This is a genomic window from Rhodoferax sp. (genome assembly GCF_018780565.1).
Lineage (GTDB): Bacteria > Pseudomonadota > Gammaproteobacteria > Burkholderiales > Burkholderiaceae_C > Rhodoferax.
Genome location: NZ_JADMJN010000010.1, coordinates 304,374 through 328,535, shown reverse-complemented (window position 1 = coordinate 328,535; position 24,162 = coordinate 304,374). Strand labels below are relative to the sequence as shown.

The following is a 24,162-nucleotide window of genomic DNA, read 5'->3' as shown; positions in this document are numbered from 1 at the left end:
TAAGGGAGTAGCTCTAATTTATGTAAACGTTATTACATCAGCAACTGAATTCACAACGGAAGCTGACTGACCCCGATTCAACGGTCAGTGCTGCGGTGCTTCTCTGGGGAAGCGCAAGAAAAAACAGGACCCCTGCGCCTCTTGTGATGCGGCGGTCAGCTCGCCACCCAATACCGCCGTGGCCACATTTCGGGAAATGGACAGGCCCAGGCCCGAGCGGCCCTGGCCGAGCCGTGTGGTGAAAAAGGGGTCAAAAATACGTCCCAAGGTCGCTGGGTTCATGCCAATGCCATCGTCTTCAAAACGCAGTTCAAGCGGTTCGCCCGGCGCGACGACTATTTTCAGATGGCCGTGGTCGCGGTTGCCAAAGGCATGGTTCAGGGCGTTGTGGATCAAGTTGTTGACCACCTGGGTCAAAGCGGACGGATAGCTGATGCATTCGATATCCTGCGGGATATCCAGCAGGATCCGACAAGGCGAGTCGGGAAACTTCTGGCGCTGCACGGCCACACAGGCATCGACCACAGCGCGCAGATTGAAAGCCTGCCGTTGTTCACCCTTGCGATCCGCTGCGACTTGCTTGAAACCGCTGACCAGTTCTGCTGCGCGTTCACAGGACCGCGTGATGAGACCTGCTAGCCCCGTGAGTTCTTCAAGGAAGTTGTCGAGCTGTGAGCGTCGCAAGTCGCCGCGGCCAACGGCTGCATAAAGTGCCTGACTGCGATCCTGCAAGGTGGACGCGGCGGTCAGGCTGACGCCAATGGGCGTGTTCAGTTCATGCGCCACGCCCACTACCAGCGAGCCCAGTGCGGCCAGTTTCTCGGCCTGCGCCAGTGCGGACTGGGTATGGCGCAACGCGTCCTGGGCTTCGCGCTGTTCGCTGACATCCTCCAGAATCCAGATGATGTCCTCGCTCGACCGCTGTGCGCTGGCCACCTGCCGTCCGCTGATATGAATCCACATCAGGTGCCCATCGCGGTGGGGCAATTGCATCTCCGTCGTAAACGATTGCCCCGCCTGCAAGAGGGCAGAGCCTGCATGGCCGATTTCTTCGTAGACGTCATCGCTGGGATAAAACACCCGGGTCGATTGCCCCAGCAATTCGGGTGGTTCATAGCCAAACATGTTGGCCAGTCGCTTGTTGCAACGCGTGACGGTACGCTGGTTGGAGTACAGGATGCCTACGGTTGCATTCTCGAAGATGGTCTGCTGCTCATCCAGGGTGTGGCGCAGGGTTTCGGCCTGCTCATGCTCGGCGGTCACATCCTCGATGAACCAGACGGTGCCATCCTGGGTCTGCTCCGGGTTGATCGCCTTGGCGGACGAGCGCAGCCAGATCAGGCTGCCATCCTTGCGGCTTCCAGGCAAAACCGCATGAAAGGGTTGCCCCTGAGCCAGTGCCGGACCGGCAATCCGGCCAAGCTCTTCGTAGGTGTGCGGGGTTGAAAAGAAAAGCAGGCTCGCAGGCTGACCGATCAGCTCGTCCAGCTGGTAGCCGAACATGGCGCAGAGCCGGGGGTTGGCCTGATCCATCAGGCGGTTGTGCGTGAACAGAATGCCAATGGGTGCGCCGTCGACAACGGCATCGAGTTCAAGACGGGCCTGTGCGCGCGGTGGGTCGGTGGTCATGTTGCTTGTGATTTCGGCGCCGGTGCGGTCAAGGGGCAGTGGATTTCAAAACATGTCCCGACGCCGAGTTCCGAGCTTACGGTGATCGCGCCGCCCAGCGTCTCGCGGACCAGGTTTTCGACAATGCCCATTCCCAGGCCGGTGCCGCCTTTGCCCAGCTTGGTGCTGAAAAAGGGCTCAAACATCCGGCTCAGGCTGTCGGGGGAAATGCCAACCCCGTTGTCCGCAAAGCGCAGCGTGACAGACGGACCCACGCTACTGGCCGAAATGGTCAAAACGCCGTCGCTGCGGCCTTCAAATGCATGCAGGTAGGCGTTGTTGATCAGGTTGATGATGATCTGCCCCAGCGGCCCTGGCGGACCCTCCATGACGATGCCACTGGGGATGTCGAGCACGACCTTGTGTGGATGCCGTCGCAGGCTGGGCGCCAGCGTATCAACGATTTCCGCCACCGTGGTGGCCAGCTCAAAGGAGCGGCGATGCCCGCTGGCCTGGTCGTTGGCGACGTGCCTGAAATTGGTCAACAGTTCAGCGGCCTGTCGCAGGTTGCGCATCATCAAATCGTTGCCGCTTCGCGTGGCCTTGACATAGGCGTCGAGGTCAGAGCGTCTGAGCTGATTGGTTTCCAGAACTTTCTGAAAGCTGTCGCTGTGATCAACCAGCGTGCTGGCCATCATCAGGCTGTTGCCCAGCGGCGTATTGAGCTCGTGCGAAACGCTGGCGATCATGGTGTTCAGCACGGTTTTGGTCTCACTGCGAGCGAGCTGCTGCTGCAGACGCTGCAGCTTGTCCATCGCCGCTTCAAGCTCAAGGGTCCGCTGCTCGACGCGCCGCTCCAGGGTGCCATTGAGTTCCCGGATGCGGTCGTTGATCTGGGTGAGTTCAATCGAGCTCAGCAACAGGCTTCGGCTTTTGAGATCGAGGTCCCGGTCGTTTTGATCGTAGGCGCTCCCGACACGCAGCAAGAACTCTTCCAATCCATTCACAAAACGCGTCGTCTCTGGCGACACGCCGGGGCTGTCTGCCAATTGCCGGAGCTCATTCAGAACCGATGGCACCTGTGCTTCATCGGCACCCAAAATGCGCCTTGCCTGCCGAGCCAGTAATTTGTGCATGGACATAGTAGTTGGGAAGCAGGAGAATTTTACTGGACGGTCAGGGTCAGCGTAACTCGGGTGCCGCCTTCCGGGGCCTTGTCCACCGTCACTTCGCCGCCATGCAATTCAACGATGCGTTTGACAATAGCCAGTCCCAGGCCTTTGCCGCCTTCGCCCGTGGCCGGTGCAACGCTTTGGCGGCTTTGGTAGAAGCGGTCAAACAGGTGTGGCCAGTCGCTCTCCGGTATGCCGGGGCCGGTGTCGCAAACGCTCACCTCAACGTGCCCCCCGCTTTGCACGGCCGCAAGCCGGATGGTGCCCTGAGCGGGGCAAAATTTCAGTGCGTTATCCATCAGGTTCGCAATGGCGCGCTCAAACAGCTCGACATCCACGGCTGCCAGGGGTGGCGCCGATGGCGGCGGTGTTGCCACGATGCGCACCCCCAGGCGAGATGCACGTTCGGCAAAACGCAATGCGACGTCGTCCAGCAGTTCCGAAACATCCATGACTTCGGTGCGCAACTTGAACTCGGGCTCGTCCAGTTGCGCCAGATCCCCCATCGATTGCACCAGCCTGGCTGCATTGTGGGTGTTGCGCAGCGCCACTTCCACCAGTTGGCGGTCACTCTCACGTGCTGCATCGCCTGCCCAGCGGCCTTCCAGTGTTTCAAGGCAGGCCGTTGTGGCGGTGAGCGGCGAGCGCAGGTCGTGCGACAGGTTGCTGACACCTTCGCGCCTGAAGTGGTCGAGTCGGCGCAGGGTATTCCATTGGGCCTGTAAAGTGTTCAGCATCACACGGATGCCGTTGTTGAGCTGGCCAAATTCGTCGCGCGCGGTGGTTTGCGCCAGTCCGATGGTTCCTGGCCTGGCATCCGCCGTCGCGGCAAAGTCCTCCAGCCCATGGCGCGTTACCGAGGCAACGGCGGTGGTCAATTGCACCAGGGGGCGGGTCACTGCCGCGGTCACCCACGCTGCCAGCAAGGTACTCAGCCCGACCACGGCCAGAATCAGGATCAGGGTTGGTTGCGCAAAGGTGCTCTGCAAGGCAGCCAGGCTACCCTGGGGCAAGGTGCGCTTGTGGCAAACCAGGTACAGGTAGCCCGACACGGCGGGCTCGTTGCGGATGACGGCCCGGCGCAGCGGGCGCGCGGCAATCACGGCCGTAGCATCCATGCGTTCGGGGTCGTCACCCAGCACATAGGGCATGGGGGTGGGACCCACCGCTTCCAGCACCGGCCCCAGTGCCACCCTGAAGCCTTCGGGCAGCTTGACCGTGCCGGTGGAGGCAATCACCGTTCCTTCACTGTCCAGCAGGTAAAGCTGTGTGTCGGGCTCGAACAGAACCAGGTTGCGCAGGAAACCTTCAAAATCGTCCTGAAAACGTTCCTGCATGGCAAAAATGTCGGTGTGCAGTGTGACCACGCGATCCAGAAAGGCGCTGGCCCGGTAGTAGGTAGCCTCATGTTCAAAGCGCTGAAAGGCAAATACCAGGGTCGCAACGCAGCCCAGGGCGGTGAGCAGCCCGGTCAGGAAAATCGTCAGTGCAATCTTGAAGCGAACGGTCATGGTGGCAACACTGGTGCGCTTCAGCGCGGCGCTTCGCGCATCTTGTAGCCGGCGCCACGCACGGTCAGGATCAGTTCAGGGCGCAAGGGGTCCACTTCCAGCTTGGCGCGCAGACGGTTGATGTGCGTGGTGACCGTGTGTTCATAACCGTCATGGCTGTAGCCCCATACGGAGTTGAGCAATTGCCCACGGGAAAATACATGTCCCGGATGCTGCGCGAAATGAAGCAGCAAATCGAACTCCAGTGCCGTGAAGTCGCGGGGTGCTCCACGCATCAACACCTGTCGCTTCATCGGCAGGATTTCCAGTTCGCCATTGCGCAGGGCTTGGGGCTGAGTCTGTGCGCTGAGCTGGGCCGTGCGCAGCAGTTCGGCCCGGCGCAGCAGCGCTTTCACGCGCGCCAGCAACTCGGCCAGGGAGAATGGTTTGGTGAGGTAATCATCCGCCCCCAGTTCCAGGCCCAGCACCCGGTCCAGTTCGGTGGACTTGGCGGTGAGCATCAGGATCGGGGTGCTGCAGCCGCGCCCGCGCAGGGTTTTGCACAACTCCAGGCCGTCCATGCCAGGCATCATCAGATCCAGAATCAGAACATCGTGCCCTCGCTCACTCTCGCTGGCCAGGGCGGCCAGGCCGTCGGCCACGTCGGTCACCTCATAACCCGCATTGCGCAAGTTCAGCACCAGCAGATTGCGAATGTCGGTCTGATCGTCGGCGACAAGGATTCTTTTCATGTCCATAAGCTTAAGTCACTGCGGGCGCGGCATTCTTACCAATTTGTTATCTGGCTGTGATATTTCGAGATGTGCACGTGAGCTTGGTTGGCGATAGTCAATCTATCGCCAACCACTGCAGCATACAAGCCATGATCAACGCCAGCATCCCCACGCACTCCGATTTCGTCGGCGTGCCTTGTGTCCCCGTCTCCTGGAGCGAGATGATTGAGCACCGCGATTATCTGGTGCGTTTCGCCCGGCGCAAGCTGCACGACCCTGCATTGGCCGAGGATGTGGTGCACGATGTGTATGAGGCGGTGATCTCGGGGCGCGCCAGTTTTGAAGGCCGGGCCGCCTTGCGCAGCTGGCTGACGGCCGTGTTGAAGCACAAAATCATCGACACCATTCGCCAGCGCGTGCGTTTTGACAGTCTGGACGGCGAGCAGGACGAGGAGGGAGTCCATGCCATGCCATGCAGTAACCCGCAACCGGACGAACTGGCCGAGCAGCGCGAGTTGCTACGTCACACCATGCGCCGCATCGACAAATTGCCACAGGGTTTGCGGGATGTGATCGAGTTTCGCGTGTTGCAGGATGAATCGTCGCAGGCGGTGTGTCGTCGTCTGTCCATCAGCGAAGCCAGTCTCTTCGTACGTTTGCACCGGGCCAGAAAACAGCTTTTATGCTGAGCGTACAAACAAGGTCACCAGGGGGGCATCGCCCACTTGACGACTCCAGTGACCATGCACAGTTGCATCAAATGCGGCGCCTTCGGGTAATGTGTCATTGGAATAAAAACCCTCGCCCGCCTTGAAAATTCTTGAGCTGCCGTCCTGCAGACCAATCTCCATCTTGCCTTGCAAAACCACCAGCCATTGCGGTGTGGTGGTGCAGTGAAAGTTGCTGCGAAAACCGGTCGGACTCTGGCGAAACTGGTAGCCACCTGATGCAGCCAGGGGTGACAATTGCGCGGCTGGCGTGCCCTCGGTCAAGGCCAGGGGCTGGTCCTTGAACCTGGCACGGCCATCCGTGTCGGTGTACAGGATGGTTTGGATCAATGCAATTGGTGCTGTGCTCATGCCGGGGATTTTGCCTCAAGCACTTGCACGGCTTGCGCGGGCCCGCACAGGTTTTTTCGCGGCAGTCTTGACCGGTGCCTTGGTCTTGGCGGTGGCCACCAGTTTCAATTTAGCGGCTTGGGTCGCTTCGACGGCAGGTGCGCTTGCCTGTGGCACAGCGACAGGTTGTCCGAGTTTCAGCGCCAGTTCCAGCAACTTGCGGTGTTCTGCCAGCAGGGAGTCCGCCAGTTCATTGATGTCGGGCACGGCGCGTCGGCAGGCGATCAGGCCGTAGTCCAGGCGGCCGTTGTAGCTTTGCACGGTGACATTCAGTGCCATGCCGTGCGACGGGATCGACACCGGGTAATAGCTCACGACCTTGGCACCGGCAAAGTACAGTTGCACCGGAATGCCTGCCACATTGGAGATCAGCACATTGGCCAAAGGTGGCATCACATTGGCCAGCCGCGAGCGGCCAAACAGCGAGGCCAGGCCCGACATCAACCAGGGTGCGGCAAGCATCGGAAAGTCGGTTGGGATGGCACCCTTGACGCGGCCCATCATGAGCTTGTTGCTGTCCGAGGACTCGTGAATTTTCCGAATCCGCTCCAGTGGGTCCTTGATGTCGGTGGCCAGGTTGATGATGATCATGCTCACCTGGTTGTTGGCGGTGGTGTCGCCAGCCTCACGCAGGCTGACTGGTACCGCAGCGCGCAGCGCTTGTGCGGGCAACTCGTGGTTGTCTTTCAGGTAATTGCCCAGCCCACCCGCTGTGGTGGCCATGACCACGTCGTTCAGGGAGACGCCTAGCAGCTTGGCGATTTGCTTGACCTCAGCCAGCGGCACGGTGCGTCCGGCAAAAGTGCGCTGGTTGGTGATGGCCACGTTAAGCGAGGTTTTGGGGGCAAACAGCTTCAGGCTTTTGGGCAGAGACCAGTCACGCTTGCCCTGTTCGTTCTTCTCAGGGATCAGTACGCTCTTTGCGGCTCGCGCGATGGTGGGAATGGCCTTGACGAGTTTGACGTACTGCTGTGCAGTGTTGCTGACGGCGGCGCCCAGCAATTCCGCGATGCCCAGCTGATAACGGTTGTGGCGCACACGCGCCCGCGGCGGCTTGATGATGCGACCCGTTGCAGTCAGATCAAACATCGCCTTGCCCAAGGCCACCCCGGCCTGGCCGTCAATACCCGAATGGTGGACCTTGCAGTACAGCGCAACCTGGCCGCTCTTGAGCCCGTCGATGATGAAGAACTCCCACAGCGGACGGCTTCGGTCCAGCAGGCTGGAGTGCAGCCGGGCCACATACTGCTGAAGCTGGCGGTTGCTGCCGGGGCTGGGCAGTGTGATGTGGCGGATGTGATAGTCCATATCGATGTCCTCGTCTTCAACCCACACCGGGTTGGAGAGATCAAAGGGCATCAGCGCCAGCTTGCGGGTGAATACCTCGGCCAGGTGCATGCGCGCCATCACGAATGCCTTGGTGTCTTCAAAGAAATTGCCGCTGTAGCCTTCGGGCAGATCCATCACGTTGAGGGAGCCGATATGCATGGGCATTTCGGGTGACTCCATGTGGAGAAAGGTGGCGTCGATACCGCTGAGGTGATTCATGATGGGCACTCGTGTGGGTCGTGGAGAAAATAGCCTTGGGATCAGCATCCGATGACCTCAGTATGAGCCCGCCACCCCGTGCTGCACCACCGGGTTTACGCCAATCCCGATGCCGGGGATGAGCAATTTCTGCCGGAATCGGCCGCTTCAGGACAGATGGACGCGCCCCGTCAGGGCGGCCCCTTTTCTGCGCGCTCGCAGAAGGTGCGTATTGCGAAAATATTCAAGAGCTACAGGGGCGGCAATTTATTCTGTTACCGAACTTGCAAAACTGGTGGCGACTTTTTCGCGTGGGGACCCTAGCATGAGGTTTTTAAGGAAATCACATGGCCCTCTCGTCTACTTTCTTCAATAAACGCGAACCCGAGGTAGCGCCCCAGCGTCACGCCGTCCCTAATCCAGCCCACAGTGGCTACGGCGCAGCGGGTGCGCCCAGAACGCATCAGCCCGAGGCCCCGCAGGTGATCGCTCCGGTGATGGCCAGTGCTCCGACCAAGGAGGGCGGCAGCAAGCTGACGGTGGGGCCCAACATCAAGCTCAAAGGTGTTGAAATCACCGATTGCGACACGCTGGTGGTGGAAGGCATGGTCGAAGCCACCATGGATTCGCGTGTGATTCAGATATCGGAGCATGGCGCCTTCAAGGGTTCGGCCGAAATTGATGTGGCCGAGATCCATGGGCAATTCGATGGCAATCTGACGGTGCGCCAGAAGTTGATGATCTATGCCACGGGCAAAGTCACTGGCAGCATCCGCTACGGCAAGCTTGTGATCGAGGAAGGAGGGCAGCTCACGGGCGATATCCAGTTCGGCACGGCGCACTCGACACCGCACAGAACTGCGGAGAAGCCGGCCCTGACCGTGGCCGGCTAACGACAACTTACTGGGGGCGCACCATCTTGCACTCGGTACCTTGTGCCAGCTCGTTGCCGCTGTAAATGGCGTCGGTGCGAAAGCCGTAGTTGGTGCCTTCCCAGCCGACCTTGACAGTTTTGCCGTCCACCGGGGCGATGGTGTTGACCACTTGCGGTATCAGCAGCTGGTGGTCTTCGCCGCGCATGCGCACCGGACCCACCACGGACTCAAAGCTCAAGTCCTCCATGGCCCGGGCAATTTTGAGGGTGTCCAGTGACTGCGCCTTGTTGATGGCCGCTGCCAGCATCAAGGGCGTGAACTCGATGCGGGGTGCCAGAAATTCCTTGCCGGTTTTGGCTTTGTAGGCCTTGGCAAGCGCTTCCACCTTGGGCGCCTCGGCTTGGCCGGGATGCCACTCGGCCACCCAGGTGAGTTGGCCGATTCTGGATTGGGAAACGGCCAGCACGGTCCCGGGGAAAGAGCCCGCGCTGTGGTTGAAGTAACGGTAGTTGGCACCGGCTTCTCCGGCGGCTTTCAGCAACAGGATCATGTCCTGGCCCCAGTTGCCGGTGATCAGCGTATCGGCACCGGTCGCCTTGATTTTGGAGATGTACGGGGAGAAATCCTTGACTCGTCCAATCGCATGAAAATCCTGACCGACAAACTTCATGTCCGGGCGGGCCAGCGTGACCATTTCCTGGCCATAGCGGGCCCACTGGCGGCCATGGGCGTAATCCTGGTTGAGCAAATAGACGTTCTTGATATCCGGCTGCTTCTTGATGTAATTGGCCAGCGCTTTCATCTTCATGGCGGTATTGGCCTCGAGCTGGAAATGCCAGAAATTGCAGCGCTTGCCGGTCAGGTCGGGGTCGATGGAGGAGTGGTTCAGCACAATCACGGCAGATTGCGGATTGCGTTCGTTGTGCTTGGCCGCAGCATCCACCAGCGCTGCCACCACGGATGAGCCCGAGCCTCCTGTGACGATCACCCGTGCCCCCTGGTCGATGGCGGCCTGCAGCGCATTCTGGCTTTCCTGTGCCGACAGTTTGCTGTCGAATTTCAGCAGCTCAAGCTTGGTGCCTTTGAGTACTCCGCCTTTGGCATTGACTTCGCCCACACCGTATTGCACATGGCTCAGCATCAGTTCACCCACACCGGCAAAGGGGCCGCTCAAAGGATCGATGTAGGCCACCTTGAAGGTCTCCTGGGCTTGCGCGGTGCCGGCAATCAGGCTGGCGGCCAGGGCGATGGGGGTGATCAGGTGTTTCATGGCAAGGTCCTTGAGTTGGTTTGGGGTGAGTGGGGTATGGGAAAGGGGAGCGACAAATTCAGCGTGCGGGCGCTTCAGCGACGACGGGTGTCGCGCAGGCCAATCACACGCCAGGCCAGTCGGGACAGCTCGCGCACCATGTCCTGCGGTGGCAGGCGTCCGTCGGGCCGGTACCAGTTGTAGAGAAAGCCGGGCAGGCTGCAGGCCGCCATGGCAGTGATGCGGGTCTCGGTAAAGTCGAACATGCCGTCGCGCCGACCCTGTTCCAGCAAGGCGCACAGCTGGTCGTAAAAATGGTTGGCCAGCTTCTTTTGCGCGGCCAGGTATTCGGGGCGGTACACCTGCGGTTCACGGTAGGGGAAAAACGCCGCCGGGTGGTGCGCGATGGTGGTGCGGATCAGCCGCTCCAGACCTTCGGTGACCTTCACATGCGCGGGGCGCTGGTCGTCCGGTGCGAAGTCCATGCTGGTAAAGCATTCCACTGCAGGGCGCCAGGAGAGGGTCTCGAAAATTTCCTGCTTGTTGTGAAAGTAGTAGTACACAAAGGGCTTGGTCACCCCCAGCTCGCGCACGATTTGCTCGATGGTGGTGTTGGCGTAGCCCTGGGCTGCAAACAGGCGTTCGGCAGCCTTCAGGATGCGCTCGCGTTTGGTGTCCGTGCCAGGCGTGGCAGTCTTCTGCCGTTGGGCACGCGCCGGGGGGGGCGATGAGGTCATGGATGAATTGTCACCTGTGTTCTACCAGTTAGTAGAATTATTCTACCGATTGGTATATATTGGCAAGCGCCCAGGCCCGCCTGGTCTAAGTACTTACCCTGAAAGTGACATCATGGAGACAGCTCAATCCTCCTTGCTGGATGCGCCTTTGCACGAGCATCTGCGCGCCCACGCCCGATCGCAACCGGACAAGGCAGCCTACCTCTGGTACGGCCACGCCATCAGCTACAAGGAGCTGGACCGCGCCAGCGACGCCTTTGCCGCACGGCTGGCGGCGCTGGGTGTGGCCAAGGGTGATCCCGTCGCGCTGTTCATGAACAACTGCCCGCAGTATGTGATGGCGCACTACGGCATCCAGAAACTCGGTGCCATTGTTTGTCCCTGCGGGCCGCTGAACAAAGAGCACGAACTGGACTATCAGCTCAACGACCTGAAGGCGCGCGTGATTGTGGCGGCGGACAACCTGCTGCCCGTGGTGGCGCAAGTGCGCAGCAAGACGGCACTGGTCCATGTGTTTGCCGTGCGCTATGCCGATCTGCTGCCCGAGCAGCCCACGGTGGACATTCCGGCGGAGCTGCTGGAAATGAAGCGCCAACCCCAGGCGCTGCCCGCGGGTGTAGAAGATTTCCTGCTCGCCACCCAAGGCAATGCCGTACCACCTGCGGTTTCACTGGACATGGATGACGTGGCCCTGATGACCTACACCTCGGGCACCACCGGCTTGCCCAAGGGCGCCATGCTGACCTACCGCAATGCCTTGTTCAAGACGGCTGCAGCGGCCAATTGCAATGGTGTTGGCAACACCGATGTCTTGCTGGCCGTTGCACCGCTTTACCACATCGCCGGCATGGGAATGGGTATCAACGTCACGGTGTACACGGGTGCCACCTCGGTGCTGATGTACCGCTTTGATCCGCTGGCAGTGCTGCAGGCCATCGCGAAGCATCGCGTCACCTGGTGGTACAGCATTGCGCCCATGAACGTGGCGGCCATGCAGGTGCCCGGTGCCAGGAGCGTTGATCTGTCGAGCCTGCGCATGAACCCCGTCACCAGCTTCGGCATTGTGTTCACAGAGGGACTGGCGGCGCAGTGGAAGACCTTTGCCATCAACTGCAACTCTTTTGAGGCCGCCTACGGTCTGAGCGAAACCCATACGGTGGACACCTACATGCCGCACGACGCGATTCGCTGGGGTGCGCATGGCAAAGCCATTCCGGGTAACGAAATCCGCATCCTCGATGCCGACTCGGGCCAGGAGTGCGCCACCGGTGAGGTGGGTGAAATCGTGATGCGCAGTGCCGGTGTCTTCAAAGGCTACTGGAACAAACCCGAGGCCACCGCCCAAACCCTGCGCCAGGGCTGGGTGCACACCGGCGACATGGGCAAGATGGACGCCGAGGGCTACCTCACCTTCATTGGCCGCTTCAAAGAGATGATCAAGGTCTCTGGCTACAGCGTGTTCCCCGAAGAGGTCGAGAGCATTCTGATCAAGCATCCGGCCATTGCCCAGGCCGCTGCCATTGGCGTGGCAGATCCCGACAAGGGTGAAGTCGTCAAGGCCTTTGTGGTGCTCAAGCCCGGCCAGACGGCCACCCCTGCGGATATTGTTGCCTGGTCGCGCGACAACATGGCCACCTACAAGGCGCCACGCGAAGTGAAGCTGATCGATGCACTGCCCGCCACCGGCGCAGGCAAGGTGCTGCGCCGCCTCCTCAAAGACCAGGCCTGATCAGGCAATCCGAATATCCAAAACTGAAAACATAGCGATGACTGAAATCTATTCCCCCCTGCAAGCCCAGATCGTTCAGTGGCAAGTCCAACCCGGCGACAGCGTCAACGCCGGTGACCTGCTGGTGATTCTGGAAGCCATGAAGATGGAACACGAGGTTCGCGCCGAGCAGGCCGGGCGGGTGAGCGAACTGTTCTTTGACAACGGAGCGCTCGTTGCCGAAGGCGATCCGCTATTAAATCTGGAGCATGGTGTTCAGGTGGATAGAGGGCCAGAGCCCAAGAATGTTGAAAAAATTGACGTGCAAAAGCCAACAGGCACTGGCCCGCGACCGGATTTGCAGCGGGTGCTGGACCGCCATGCCCCCACCCTGGATGTGAACCGCCCCGAAGCCGTTGCCAAGCGCCACGCGCTGGGCCAGCGCACCGCGCGCGAAAACATGGCCGATCTCTGCGACGAAAACTCTTTCATGGAATACGGTGCACTCGCGGTGGCCGCCCAGCGCAGCCGGCGTTCTGAAGAAGACCTGATCAAAAACACGCCTGCCGACGGCATGGTGACCGGCATCGGCAGTGTTAATGAAAAACTGTTTGGCCTCGACCACAGCCGTGCCGTGCTCATGTCGTATGACGCTACGGTGCTGGCCGGCACGCAAGGCATGCGCAACCACCAGAAGACCGACCGCATGCTTGGCGTGGCCCTGCAGCAAAAGCTGCCGGTGGTGTTGTTTGCCGAAGGCGGCGGCGGGCGCCCCGGCGATGTGGACATGCCCATCGTCGCGGGCCTGCAAGTGGCCACCTTCGCCAGCTTCGCCCGCCTCAATGGTTACGTGCCCGTGGTGGGCATCGTGGCCGGGCGCTGCTTTGCCGGCAACGCGGCCCTGCTGGGCTGTTGCGACGTGATCATTGCCACCCAAAAAAGCAACATCGGCATGGGCGGCCCGGCCATGGTGGAAGGTGGTGGCCTGGGTGTCTTCAAGCCCGAACAAATTGGCCCCAGCGAGGTACAGCACGGCAACGGCGTGATCGACATTCTGGTGGCTGACGAAACCCAGGCCGTGGCGGCTGCGCGGCACTACCTCTCGTTCTTCCAGGGGCGAGTGAAGGACTGGGTGGCACCCGATGCCCTGGCCCTGCGCGACGTGGTGCCGGAAAACCGTTTGCGCGTGTACGACACGCGCACCGCCATGGCCGGCATTGCAGACCAGGGCAGCCTGCTTGAGCTGCGCACCGGTTTTGGCAAGGGTATTCACACCGCACTGGCCCGCATCGAAGGCCGCCCCGTGGGCCTGCTGGCCAACAACCCGCTGCACCTGGGCGGCGCCATTGATGCCGATGCCGCCGACAAGGCAGCACGCTTCATGCAACTGTGCAATGCGCATGGCTTGCCCATGATCAGTCTGGTGGACACCCCCGGCTTCATGGTGGGGCCCGACATGGAGCGCCACGCGCAGGTGCGCCATGTGAGCCGCCTGTTTTTGGCGGCAGCCCATTTGCGCGTGCCCTACCTGAGTGTGGTGCTGCGCAAGGGCTACGGGCTGGGAGCCATGGGCATGACCGCCGGTGGCTTTCATTCGCCCCTGTTCACCGTGGCCTGGCCCACCGGCGAATTCGGCGCCATGGGCCTGGAAGGCGCTGTGCGCCTGGGCTACCGCAAGGAGCTTGAAGCCGTGCCAGAGGGTGCAGCGCGCGATGCCCTGTACGACAAACTGGTGGCCAAGCAGTATGACAACGGCAGCGCCATCAACATGGCCGCCACGCTGGAGATTGACGCCGTGATCGACCCAGCACATACGCGCGACTGGCTGGTGCGTGGTTTGCAGACCCAGCGCGCACAGCCCGATTCAGGTCGGCTAGCGATTGATGCCTGGTAGCGTGGCCCATGCACCTGTGGCCGTAGGCATCAGGCAAGGCTGAGCAGCCCGTCCAGTGGGCTGGCAGTGCCGCCTGCCGCCACCTTGAGTACGTGCGTGTAAATCATGGTGGTGCTGACATCGCTGTGGCCCAGCAACTCCTGCACGGTGCGAATGTCAAAAGCCCGGTCACCCCAGTCATCAAGGATAGAAGGCTGCCTACCTCTTCGCGGGTCAGGACAGACGGGATGCGTTTCGTTGGGATGGGTCGAGGGTGCCGCCTTGCGCTCATCGGCCAGCATCGTCAAAAAAGCTTCAACCTCGGGTTGACCCATTTCACGGAGATGACGTAAGCCATGAAACCGGATATACCAGCGAATCCAATATAAATATGTTTTTTCGGTATTCAGGCTGTAGTGCATTTAGCGAAGTCGCTCCTGCATTTGATCCAGAAGGCGCTTGGATTGCAGTGGCGGGCGAGCTACCACTTTGCCTGGTTTGGTTGCATTTTTGTCCAGCGCCTACCGATGTTAATCAGCGACGTTGCAGGATGTGTCGCGATTTTATTGACGGCCGTGGAACGGGTCGTTCGGAAATTCAGCTATAAATCAAGGACTTATAAATTCTGGGAGCGGCATCATGGTTCAAAGCGACGTTGTTGATAAGACAGGTTTCACTCAGATAACACGTTAGGCCTCGTCCGACACATGAGCCACTATCGATACTTCGTCATCGAAACGTACGAGAACAGGGGTGAGCCCTCAAGCAAAAAGATTCGAACTCGTCCGCTCTCTGGGCAAGGTGTCTCGCCAAGCCTTAACGTCGAGTGCTCCGTTGCAATGCGAGAGGCGTATCCACCGGGCACGCTCTTCAAGGTCGATTGCAAGGTTACCGATCGCGAGGGCACGTCTTTTCTGTACCGTCACTTTATGTGGCCGTATGAAGTCGTTACGCAGGAACAGGCCAGGCAGTTCATCGAAGGTGCTTTTGCCAAGCAGCCTCGAAGGAGCGAGCGAGCATGAATCGCGAGCAATCAGATGCGGAGCTCTTTGAGCGTGGCCTAACAAGTCGGTCAAGCGGACCGCCTTTGGCGGCCGCTTATCTCCAACGTTGGGCGTCATAGAAGTCCTTCTTTCATGCAGAAGATCTCTCCGCTCATAGTCGCCTTGTTCATCGGGGTTACCGTTCTGGTTGTGGCCATCGCCGCTGCCGAGCTGCTTACCGGGCCAAGGCAGGGTCACCGCATAGATACCAACGCATTGCCACCACAAGCCAAGGCAATCCTGGCTGAACAGCCTGGAACGCCAATCTCTACAGAGCAATGGAGCAGGCTCGACAAGGTGATGTTGCAGCACGGCGGTTGGCCTGGAGGAAGCCAGTTGCTCGTGGCATCCATCCGGCACAGCTGGTTCTGGTTTGTTCTACTGCCTCTCGTAGCCATCGGCGCGGTTCGTTTGAAGCAAGGCAAGTTGGCCATCCCAGTAGCGGCACTTCTGGCTAGCCCGTCGCTGCTATCTCTTGCCTACGCGTTTAGTGCCGCAACGCATGCGGCCTTGCGGTGAGGCGCCGCACACGCAATGACGCCCAACCCTTCCATCGAGAGGGACGTTAAGCCTCATGGACACGCGCTTACAACCAGTCGGTGAAACTTCTGCGCGCTTTGCCGCGATGGAGAGAAGTGCGGGTGTAGTTTTCGGCGTGGTGTTAGTGTCTTCTGCGGCGTGCGTCGCATTTTTTCGCCCAAACCTTTGGTTCATTTTCGGGAGCGTGCTGGCCGGTGGTGCCGTATATTTGTGCTGGCGTGCGACTCTCTCGAACAAGTTTGAAATGGCCGCAGTAGCTGCTGTCGGGGCGGTCAGCCCAGCCACACTCACATCGCCAAGTTTGTGTGCAACCTCAGCGCTCAGATCAAACCCCTGTTTAGCCAAGTCCTGATGACCTGCGATGCCCAGGGCTTGATCGGGCGCGACATGTTTGCCATTGATGGCGTGAAGCTCCCCAGCAATGCCAGCAAAGAGCGCAGCGGCACCCATGAAGAACTGCGTCACCGGGCTGACCGGCTGGAGAAGGCTGCCGACAAGATCATGGCCCTGCACCAAGACCAAGACAAGCACGGCGCAGGCGAACCACTTGAACCCAAGCGCCAAGCCCGCATAGAAGCCTTGCGCAAAGAGGCGGCACGCACCCGGGAGTTTCTGACCACCAATCTGAACTGCATGGTGCACAACATCGAGAAGTTGGCCAACAACGGCTATGCGCAGTAGGGAAAATGCAGAGACAAGGGCTGCAAAAGAAGCTCTCTACGCTTGTCGGGCACGAAGTAACGCAAAAATCCGGCACACTTCACAAATGACGAAGAAATCCCCCGCTGAAATTCACAGCGCACCCATTGCAGGGATTGGGGTTGTTGAAAATCGGGTTTTTTTACAGCCTCGTTAGCCGTCCACCGCGAACATGACCGAATTCATCAGCTTCGTGAGCACTGCACCACTTGTAGAGCAAGGCTGTTCAGCAGTCGTGGCGGCTTCAGAATGCCTGGAGAGATTCACTGCTTACTTCAACGCGTGCGACACAATCGGAATGGATGGCGAGCTTCACTTCCCTCACGTCATGTTCTCTGGTACGTCTCGCCTTGACTGGACGGAACCAGGCCAGCATCCCAAGAACTTCTTCGCTGCTTTGAAAGAGTCAGGCTGGCATCACACCCACTACGAATCGAAGGAACCCGTACTGGTGAGCCAAGACAAGGTGCATTTCATCGTCACATACAGCCGCCGAAATTCCGCCAACGAAGTCCTCAGCATGCACAAGAATCTCTGGGTCGTCATTCGCACGAGTGAAAAGTGGCAGATCTGTCTACGCTCTTACTAATCCACGAGACGGCTATCCCTGGCGGGCGCGGTGCACAAACAGGCGCGATTGCTGCTCGATGCTCTTGGCTGGTACAAAACGCATATTGAGACGGGTGACCGCCTCGCAAATGGCGGCGGCGTCAGCAGCATCGGTTTTGCCGCGTTTACCGCTCATGCGGTAGGGCATCACAAACTTGGGCGCCATCATGCGCGCCGTGCACCGCAAAAACGTTCTTGGCGAGGTCGATTCCAACGGTTACGATGGCCATAATTTCCCCTTCCATTTAGCAAGTGAGTTGATGAAAAGATTTGCCTCTCAATCTTGGCACTGTGTTGCCGCACGCCGCAACCACCACGGGTCGCGGCTCACTTGGGACGGGGAAGTCCCTTTCATTCATTAGGCCGCACAAATGAAGCTCATTGCCATCGCGGTCATTGAGTACCTTCTTGGGTTCTTTGCGCTAGCTGTCTTTGCCGCATACGCTTTCGCGCAAGGAGCACCCACCGACGAGCGCTTTGTCAACGCATTCAAGCTCGGCGCCTGCGTTGCAGCCGTCGAGCTAGTCATCTTGTTTTTAAAAAAACCTCTCGCCAATCGTCTGATCATTGGCGCCAATATCTGGCTTCTCGTGGCCGGTTTCGCGGCCTTCACGGAGCAATGGTGGGTACTGCGCGGCTATCAAAGCTTTGGTGAGGCAAGTCTCTTCGTGGCAATGCTGCTTGTCGGCCTTGTAGCCACGGTCGCTCTTCCCGGCGGGTTCGTCGCAACCGTCGGCCCACGGCGCAAGGTCTTGCTGGCATCCTCAGTCTTGCTCACCGCTGTCGTAGTCGCGCTGTTCTTAGCCGTTGCCTTTCGAGGCAACACAAAATTCGCGGCGGTGTTGCCAGTTATTGGCCTCTCATGGCTCAATCGAGCGCTACAGAGGTTCGCAGCGAGTGCGGCCTAACCTTCCTATGTAGACTCCCCCTGAAGCGCAAGAGACTGACTGATGTTTTGGCTGTTGGGGATGCGCCTGCTTCTCGTTTTCCGGCATCTAAAGTGGACTCTCTTGAGGTCCGTGCCGACATGGAATCTGCGTCATCGGTGCGCCAGTCGGTACGAACGGCAGGCAAGCTGCCGGAAGAGTTATCTATCTAATTTTGACTATCGTCGCGATTGCTGCTCGATGCTCTTGGCGAGGTCGATTCCAACGGTTACGATGGCCATGATTCCCCCTTTCATTTGTTAAACCTCCCACAATGCACGCCTCGATACTTCCAGCATGAATACGCCAGTGAATGCACTGCTTGTTACCGGTGCAGCACTGAGCATTGTTGCCGCGCTGCTTCACTTCGCTTGCGTATTTATCGGGGCACCAGCTTTCAGAATGCTTGGCGCAGGTGAGAAACTGGCGCGAATGGCTGAGCGGGGTAGTTGGTACCCTGGCTTTGTGGCTTTTGCCATAGGAATGGCGTTGTGCGTCTGCGCCGCCTATGCTCTTTCTGGCGCAGGTCTGCTTCCTCGTTTCCCGCTCCTTCGCACGGTGCTTGTGCTCTTCACTGCAGCACTGCTGGTGCGCGCATTCGCATTCCCGTTGCTGCGGCCCGTATTTCCAGAGAACTCCACCACCTTCTGGCTGGTCAGCTCGGCAGCATGTTTGGGTGCCGGTATCGTGCATGCCATCGGGCTCAGCCAGGTTTGGTCACATACCTGAGGCCAAACCACAGTCTTCCACCATGAAGACTCACCAGAAATGAATAATGGTGGCTGAGCGCCCAAGCTAATGCCTGGCACCTTTGCCGTGCGCTGCGGCTTGCTTCCCTGCTGTCGTGCCATGCGCAGCGGCGGGTGTGTGCACCGGCGCACCCAGGGTTTCGCCCAAGCTGCCGACGATGCCACCCAGAACGTCCTTGACCGTCTTCACGGCCATGTTGCCAATCTTGCCCGATTCTTCGATGGCGCCTTTGATGGCGCTTTTGCCGACCTGCGCCACGTCGGCACCGACTTCGACGGTGGCTTCTATCACGCCATCCACCGCGCGCTTGGCGACCACGCCGACATCGGTGCCAATGGCGGCGGCTTGCTTGATGACGGAGCGCATCGTCTCCGATGCGGCCATGATGACATCGCCGTTCACGTCGTGCACGCCCAGCACAATGCCTTTGGCGACGCTCTTCACGCTGATGGTCAGGCCGGTTCCCACCTGCTCAGCCGCACCGATGGTGCCCACGACGACATGATGGACCACGCTGATCAGCTCGCCAGCTGCTGCGCCGCCGGTGTGCAGAGTGTCCGACACGGTCTTTCTGACCAGTGCGACGATATTGGCTTCGATGGTGTTGAGCCCGGAGAGGCTGTTCACAATGCCTTCCCTCAATGAGCGCGCGGCGTCTTCGATGGAAACCGAATAAACGTCGGCACCGACAAGACCTGATCGGTCGCCTTCTCCGTCGTGCGGACGGACCGCAGCCGTTGTTGTAACTTTGGTAGCCATTTTCACTCCTTCATTCATGGTGGATTACGAGTGCCTTGCGCACGCAGGCGCGGTCAATCCAGACCGCCGGTCAAGGCTATTCGCGGGCGGCTCAGCAGGCCGTGATATTTCGCATGCTTTTGTGATGGACGGGCTTATGCGGCCCGCGCGATCTTGACCCCAGACAAGGTGTTCAGCGCCCTGATCCCCAGCCGTGTGCCCATCGTATGAATTCAGCCACTGGCAGCGGCTTGCTGATGGTGTAACCCTGTGCCATGTCGCAGCCCAGGTCACCCAGCAGATCCAGTGTGGCCTCGTCTTCCACGCCTTCGGCAATAACGACCAGACCCAGGCCGTGCGCGAGCCCGACGGTGGATTGAACGATGTGCACGTCCTGCGCGTTGGCGGTAAGTTCCATGACAAAGGCGCGGTCAATTTTCAACGACTTCAGTGGCAGGCGGCGCAGGTAGGACAGGGATGAGTAGCCGGTGCCGAAATCGTCGATGTCAAGCGCCAGGCCGATGGCTGCAAGCTCTGCAATCACCTTGGCTGCCCGATCGGGGTCGCTCATCAGGACGGTCTCGGTGATCTCCAGTGTGATGGCATCTGCCGTCATGCCGGACTCGACGAGCAGGGCCTGGAGCTGGCGCGGAAATTCCGCATCGACCATGTTGTGGGCCGAGACGTTGATGGCAATGTTGATGTCCAGGCCGGCCTGGCGCAACTCGCGTGCGTGTTGCAATGCCCGTTTGGCGACCCACAAGGTCAACGGGCCCATCAACTCGCCCTTTTCTGCCACCGAGATGAAACTGGCGGGCGGCACCAGCCCGTAGACTGGATGTGCCCAGCGCAGCAGCGCTTCGCAGGCCACGAGCCGGCGCTCGCGGATCGAGATCTTGGGTTGCAGGTGCAGTGAGAGCTGATCCGTCGTCAGGGCCTTGCGCAGATCGGCCATCAGCTCCAGGCTGCGCGGTCCGCTGGTATCCCGTGCCAGGTTGTAGACACTGATGCCGGTTGCGTCCGTGGTGGCCCAGCCCCGTGCAATGTCGGCCGATTGCAGCAACTCATACCCGTTGCGGCCATCTGCGGGCAGGCTGGCAATGCCAATGCGTGCGCGGGGAATCAATGTCAGTCCGGAAATTTCGATGGGCTCTCCCACCGCTTGCTGCAGCGCTACCGCGAGTGCGCATGAATCCGATTCCGAGAGGGTGTTCCTCAGCAGCACCGCAAATTCGTCGCCATTGAGCCGATAGGCGGCGCCTTCTTTCAGCTGTGCGAACCGGGCGATGCGTTCGGCCATGGTGATGAGGATGCGGTCGCCGCTGCTGCGTCCCAGGGTGTCGTTCACCTGCTTGAAATCCTTGATGCCCAGCAGCAGCATGGTCAGGTTGGGCCTGCCTGTGCCGGGTTCCAGGATCTTCTGGATGTCCGCCTGAAGCTTGTCCTGGTTAGGCAGTCCGGTCAAAGAATCATGCAGCGCCCGATGGCGCAGTTTTTCCACGTTGCGCGCATTGGCCAAGGCAACGGCGAAGGTGGTTGAAGCGAGGGAAAACGCAGACAACTCATCATCCCCGATGATGTCGTCGTCGCGGATCGCGACGATCAAGCCGCCAATCAGCTGGGTGTCGTGCATCAGGGGGATGCCAATCGAGCAGTTGACTCCCAGTGCCAGGGTTTTGCCGCCCTGGTTGAGACGTTGCAGATCGCTCGTCCGGATCGCAACAATACGCTTTTCGTTCAGCGCAATGCCCATGACGCTGGTGGACAGTGGCATGCGGCGCAAGGCGTCCACATAGTCGGCCGGGGCGCCGGGCGCGTGGTGGGCAATCATCTGGAGGAACGCGGGGTCGGGGTCCGGTTGGTAGAAGGCGGCCCAGATTCTCGGAAACAGCTGAACCAGTTTCTTCAAAGCCAGTTCAGCCAATTCCCTTTCGGTATGGTTTTGTCCCAACTCGGGTGCCAGGCTCAGCAACAGGCTCTGCAGCTGGTCGCGCCGGCGTAATTCAGACAGCACAATCAATTGCCCCGTCAGGTCCGCCAGGCCGACGGCCATCTCGATCTGCGCTTCGGTCCATGCCCGGGGGCCATCCCGCTGTTCGCAGCACAGAACCCCGGCGACTTTGCCCGCACGTCGTATGGTCGCATCCAGCATCGCGCGCAGCTTGTTGGGCTTGAGGGGGTCGACCAGTTCCACCGTGCGTGGATCTGTCAGCGCATCATCGGCTGCCAGCACCCGTTCGGAATTGAGTGTCGCGAAGTAGGTCGGGTAATCACTTGCACTCAGTGAGCCGCTGACGGCGGCTTTGCCGCTCAGGCGCTCGTGCCGGGCCACGCACACCAATTGCTCGCCTTGCCCCGTGAATTGCCAGATCGATACGGCATCTGCGTCGATGTTCTGGCTGGCCGTGTCGAGTACGCGAGCCATGGCCTGGCTCAGATGGGTCGCCCACAAACTCTCGCTCTTGCCCAGTGTCAACAAGATTTTTCGGACTTCTTCCATGCTGGGTTCCTCGTGGCCTGGAATGATTGCGGACTTGGACTCGGTCATTTCAACATCCTTTGGCTCGAAGCTTATCCCTGCAATTGCGGCAGGGTTTTGGACCTGACCAGCTGGTTGCTGGTGTTGCGCAGGCGCTGGGCCAGCATCTGGGTGAGTTTGACCAGCAGCTTGGCGCCCACCGCCGGATGGTCTTCAATGAGGCGCGCGATGGTGCTACGGGTCAATACGCCGGCGTCCACGGTTTCAATGGCGCGGCAGGACGCATAACGCGGTGCGGCGTCGAACATCGACATCTCTCCCACTGCGGCGCCCTGCTTGATGACGGCAAGACGCGAGGCCTCGCCAGGCCCTGTTTTCTTGGTGACGTCCACCGTGCCGTCGAGCAACAGCAGCATCCAGTCGCCCATGTCGCCTTCGCTGATCAGTACTTGTCCGGCCTGCGCGCGTACCTTGGGCATCAGGGCGCCCAGGGCGTCCATCTCGCGGGGCGTGAGGTCTTCCAGCAAGGCCATGCCGTGCCGCCAGCCGGGGGTGTAGAGCGAAAGACCCATGCAGGTGCCCAGCAGCTCCAGCCCGGCGCTTTGCAGTTGCTGCTCAATGGGGGGTGTCGGGTTCACGGTGCCTTGCCCGGTGGGGTGCTTTGCAGCAGCCATTGCTCCAGCTCCTGCACCGCTGCGTCGGCCGCCGCCGTCATGGCGCGCACACCGCCTGGTGCATCGGCACTGGGGGCTGGCCGCTGCACGATCACGCTGCGTTGTGCGACCAGCGTGTCGCCGGTGGGGCCGGGCTGGACGAGCGTGGCACGCAGGCGCAGCAGCCCGGCGCTTTTGTCGGGTGACTCGAACAACTGGCTGAATTCTTCGAGTTCGATGCGCAGGGCCAAGGGGGCGAGACCTCCTGCCATGCCACTTTCACCGATGTTGAGCAGTGCGCGATGCTGGCCCAGACGTTCGCGCAGGCGCTGGCGTACCAGCTGCGCTGGCGTCATGCTCCAGCGCGCAAGCGCATAGGGCCTGAGCTGCTGGGCGTCCGCGTAGGCCAGGCGGTACAGGACCGCGTTGCTGTCCAGCGCGGGATGGGCCTCGATTTCTGCCAGTGCCAGCGGGGCCAGGGGTGCCGTCCGCTTGGTGGGGGCCACGCTCAGGGCGCCAGGGCCAAAGTCGTAGACCGCAGGGCGCACGGGCTTGTCGGGCAGGGCGCATCCGCCAAGCGTGAGAAATGCAAGAAGAATGAGACCGCTGGCCCCCGTGGAAATTGCACGTTTAGCTATTGAATTGATAGCGTTTTTCATGGTTTGCCTGGGGTTGCAGAAAACCCGGGTTCGCCGGGGCCGGGCGACAGAGGCCCGTTACCAAAAATCAGGGACTGGGGGTTGTCATTGACCGAGTCCACGGCGCGGCTGACCTGGCGCAGGGTGCGCGAGGCGTCGTCCACCGCGCGGTTCAATCGGGGCAGGGTGGCTGCATTGAGGGTCTGGCCGGTGGTGGCCAGCGTATCCAGCGTGCCGCCTTTTTCATCCATCCGTTCCGTCACTGTGCGAAAGGCGCGCGCCGAGGCACGTGCTTCATCGGCACTGTCACCCACGCGGTCAGAGGTGGCCTGCATGGTCTTGAGTGTGGCATTGGCCTCCTGCACCAGCTGGGGGATGTCCACCCGCTCGGGTCCGAATTGCGCCCCCAGCACCTTGTCGGCATGGGTGGAGAGCTGGTGGATGCTGGCCGCAGCCTGGCCCAGGTTGCCCACGGCGCCCATCAGGTTTTTCTGGTTCTCGGGTGTGAGCAGCAGGTTGACGCGGCGGCTGGTTTCCTCCAGCTGCGCCAAGATGCTGGCGCCCTGGTCTGTGAGCTGGGAAAACAGACTGGTTTTCATGGGGATGCGCGCGGGTGGCTCGGTGCCGGTGGCAAGGGCTGCCTTGGACTCACCCGTGTCGTCCAGCTGGACAAAGGCCAACCCGGTCACGCCCTGAAAGCCCAGTGTGGCAAAAGTGGACTGTGTCACCGGGGCTTTGTCATCAATGGCGATGCGGATCAGCACATTGCCGGCGATCAGGGGGTCGAACCCGATGGCCGAAACTTTGCCCACGTTGACCCCCTTGAAGCGCACCGAAGCCTGCGGCTGCAGACCGGTGACGGCCTCGCGGCTGGACAGCTCGTACACCCGGTGCTCGCTGGTGTCGCGCGTCAGCCAGGAGGCCAGCGCCACCAGGAGGGCCGCGACCACCAGCACAAAGGCGCCGGCAGCCAGGGCGTGGGATTTGTTTTCCATA

21 protein-coding genes and 3 pseudogenes are annotated in these 24,162 nt (G+C 60.4%); 9 read left to right on the top strand and 15 right to left on the bottom strand.

Going from position 1 to position 24,162, the window contains the following annotated elements:
• Positions 1-84: 84 nt before the first annotated feature.
• Genes IV109_RS15565 through IV109_RS15550 form a run of 4 tightly spaced genes read right to left on the bottom strand, consistent with a single transcriptional unit; the run spans position 85 to position 5,028 of the window.
• On the bottom strand, positions 85-1,629 hold the full coding sequence (locus IV109_RS15565; protein WP_296698493.1) for a PAS domain-containing sensor histidine kinase: 1,545 nt from the start codon (positions 1,627-1,629) through the stop codon (positions 85-87).
• A complete protein-coding gene (locus tag IV109_RS15560; protein ID WP_296698488.1) occupies positions 1,626-2,750 on the bottom strand; it encodes a HAMP domain-containing sensor histidine kinase in 1,125 nt (374 codons plus the stop codon). Before IV109_RS15560 ends, IV109_RS15565 begins: the two co-directional genes overlap by 4 nt.
• A gap of 23 nt (positions 2,751-2,773) precedes the next feature.
• Positions 2,774-4,291 carry a HAMP domain-containing sensor histidine kinase gene (locus IV109_RS15555; protein ID WP_296698485.1) on the bottom strand — a complete coding sequence of 506 codons (1,518 nt, stop codon included), beginning with the start codon at positions 4,289-4,291 and terminating at the stop codon, positions 2,774-2,776.
• Positions 4,292-4,311: 20 nt separating this feature from the next.
• On the bottom strand, positions 4,312-5,028 hold the full coding sequence (locus IV109_RS15550; protein WP_296698481.1) for a response regulator transcription factor: 717 nt from the start codon (positions 5,026-5,028) through the stop codon (positions 4,312-4,314).
• 125 nt (positions 5,029-5,153) lie between these two features.
• Between IV109_RS15550 and IV109_RS15545 the strand changes: the two genes are divergently transcribed.
• On the top strand, positions 5,154-5,693 hold the full coding sequence (locus IV109_RS15545) for a sigma-70 family RNA polymerase sigma factor (RefSeq protein ID WP_296698479.1): 540 nt from the start codon (positions 5,154-5,156) through the stop codon (positions 5,691-5,693).
• Here IV109_RS15545 and IV109_RS15540 read toward each other — a convergent pair.
• Positions 5,685-6,083, bottom strand: coding sequence for a hypothetical protein (locus IV109_RS15540; protein ID WP_296698477.1), 399 nt, complete (start codon positions 6,081-6,083; stop codon positions 5,685-5,687). The two genes, IV109_RS15545 and IV109_RS15540, sit on opposite strands and share 9 nt — an antisense overlap.
• Positions 6,084-6,098: 15 nt before the next feature.
• Complete coding sequence (locus IV109_RS15535) at positions 6,099-7,670, bottom strand: wax ester/triacylglycerol synthase family O-acyltransferase (protein ID WP_296698474.1); 1,572 nt, start codon at positions 7,668-7,670, stop codon at positions 6,099-6,101.
• A 326-nt stretch (positions 7,671-7,996) separates the two neighbouring features.
• On the opposite strand from IV109_RS15535, the gene IV109_RS15530 reads away from it, so the two are divergent.
• The gene (locus IV109_RS15530; protein ID WP_296698470.1) at positions 7,997-8,542 is read left to right on the top strand and encodes a polymer-forming cytoskeletal protein; all 546 of its coding nucleotides are present in this window, start codon (positions 7,997-7,999) and stop codon (positions 8,540-8,542) included.
• Between the two features lie 7 nt (positions 8,543-8,549).
• On the opposite strand, the gene IV109_RS15525 is transcribed toward IV109_RS15530, so the two are convergent.
• Entirely contained in the window at positions 8,550-9,794 is a 1,245-nt protein-coding gene (locus IV109_RS15525) for a branched-chain amino acid ABC transporter substrate-binding protein (protein WP_296698467.1), read from the bottom strand.
• Positions 9,795-9,868: 74 nt separating this feature from the next.
• A complete protein-coding gene (locus IV109_RS15520; protein ID WP_296698463.1) occupies positions 9,869-10,510 on the bottom strand; it encodes a TetR/AcrR family transcriptional regulator in 642 nt (213 codons plus the stop codon).
• Between the two features lie 112 nt (positions 10,511-10,622).
• Between IV109_RS15520 and IV109_RS15515 the strand changes: the two genes are divergently transcribed.
• Together IV109_RS15515 and IV109_RS15510 are read left to right on the top strand one after the other, a co-directional pair.
• Positions 10,623-12,239 carry an AMP-binding protein gene (locus IV109_RS15515; protein WP_296698460.1) on the top strand — a complete coding sequence of 539 codons (1,617 nt, stop codon included), beginning with the start codon at positions 10,623-10,625 and terminating at the stop codon, positions 12,237-12,239.
• 46 nt (positions 12,240-12,285) lie between these two features.
• A pseudogene (locus tag IV109_RS15510) lies at positions 12,286-14,112 on the top strand (carboxyl transferase domain-containing protein); the annotation flags it as partial.
• 29 nt (positions 14,113-14,141) lie between these two features.
• Here IV109_RS15510 and IV109_RS15505 read toward each other — a convergent pair.
• Positions 14,142-14,534, bottom strand: a pseudogene (locus IV109_RS15505) (phage integrase N-terminal SAM-like domain-containing protein).
• Between the two features lie 693 nt (positions 14,535-15,227).
• On the opposite strand from IV109_RS15505, the gene IV109_RS15500 reads away from it, so the two are divergent.
• The 3 genes from IV109_RS15500 to IV109_RS15490 all read left to right on the top strand — a co-directional run bounded on the left by IV109_RS15500 (position 15,228) and on the right by IV109_RS15490 (position 16,962).
• Positions 15,228-15,653: a hypothetical protein gene (locus IV109_RS15500; protein ID WP_296698457.1), complete on the top strand. Its 426-nt coding sequence runs from the start codon at positions 15,228-15,230 to the stop codon at positions 15,651-15,653.
• 372 nt (positions 15,654-16,025) lie between these two features.
• Positions 16,026-16,355, top strand: coding sequence for a hypothetical protein (locus IV109_RS15495; protein WP_296698454.1), 330 nt, complete (start codon positions 16,026-16,028; stop codon positions 16,353-16,355).
• 190 nt (positions 16,356-16,545) lie between these two features.
• Entirely contained in the window at positions 16,546-16,962 is a 417-nt protein-coding gene (locus IV109_RS15490; protein WP_296698451.1) for a hypothetical protein, read from the top strand.
• A gap of 15 nt (positions 16,963-16,977) precedes the next feature.
• Here the strand turns inward: IV109_RS15490 and IV109_RS15485 are convergent.
• Positions 16,978-17,212, bottom strand: a pseudogene (locus IV109_RS15485) (IS110 family transposase); the annotation flags it as partial.
• 141 nt (positions 17,213-17,353) lie between these two features.
• Between IV109_RS15485 and IV109_RS15480 the strand changes: the two are divergent.
• Both IV109_RS15480 and IV109_RS15475 read left to right on the top strand, forming a co-directional pair.
• Positions 17,354-17,890: a hypothetical protein gene (locus IV109_RS15480; protein WP_296698447.1), complete on the top strand. Its 537-nt coding sequence runs from the start codon at positions 17,354-17,356 to the stop codon at positions 17,888-17,890.
• A 315-nt stretch (positions 17,891-18,205) separates the two neighbouring features.
• Positions 18,206-18,637 (top strand): hypothetical protein, encoded by a 432-nt coding sequence (locus tag IV109_RS15475; RefSeq protein WP_296698444.1) that lies wholly within the window; start codon positions 18,206-18,208, stop codon positions 18,635-18,637.
• A 66-nt stretch (positions 18,638-18,703) separates the two neighbouring features.
• Here the strand turns inward: IV109_RS15475 and IV109_RS15470 are convergent, their stop codons facing one another.
• The 5 genes from IV109_RS15470 to IV109_RS15450 form a co-directional block, all read right to left on the bottom strand.
• Positions 18,704-19,417 (bottom strand): hypothetical protein, encoded by a 714-nt coding sequence (locus IV109_RS15470; RefSeq protein WP_296698440.1) that lies wholly within the window; start codon positions 19,415-19,417, stop codon positions 18,704-18,706.
• A gap of 172 nt (positions 19,418-19,589) precedes the next feature.
• Positions 19,590-21,944 carry an EAL domain-containing protein gene (locus IV109_RS15465; RefSeq protein ID WP_296698437.1) on the bottom strand — a complete coding sequence of 785 codons (2,355 nt, stop codon included), beginning with the start codon at positions 21,942-21,944 and terminating at the stop codon, positions 19,590-19,592.
• A gap of 23 nt (positions 21,945-21,967) precedes the next feature.
• Positions 21,968-22,549: a cyclic nucleotide-binding domain-containing protein gene (locus IV109_RS15460; protein ID WP_296698434.1), complete on the bottom strand. Its 582-nt coding sequence runs from the start codon at positions 22,547-22,549 to the stop codon at positions 21,968-21,970.
• A complete protein-coding gene (locus IV109_RS15455) occupies positions 22,510-23,187 on the bottom strand; it encodes an ABC-type transport auxiliary lipoprotein family protein (RefSeq protein ID WP_296698430.1) in 678 nt (225 codons plus the stop codon). The genes IV109_RS15460 and IV109_RS15455 overlap by 40 nt, the downstream gene beginning before the upstream one ends.
• Positions 23,184-24,161, bottom strand: coding sequence for an MlaD family protein (locus IV109_RS15450; protein ID WP_296698427.1), 978 nt, complete (start codon positions 24,159-24,161; stop codon positions 23,184-23,186). Before IV109_RS15450 ends, IV109_RS15455 begins: the two co-directional genes overlap by 4 nt.
• Position 24,162 lies beyond the last annotated feature (1 nt).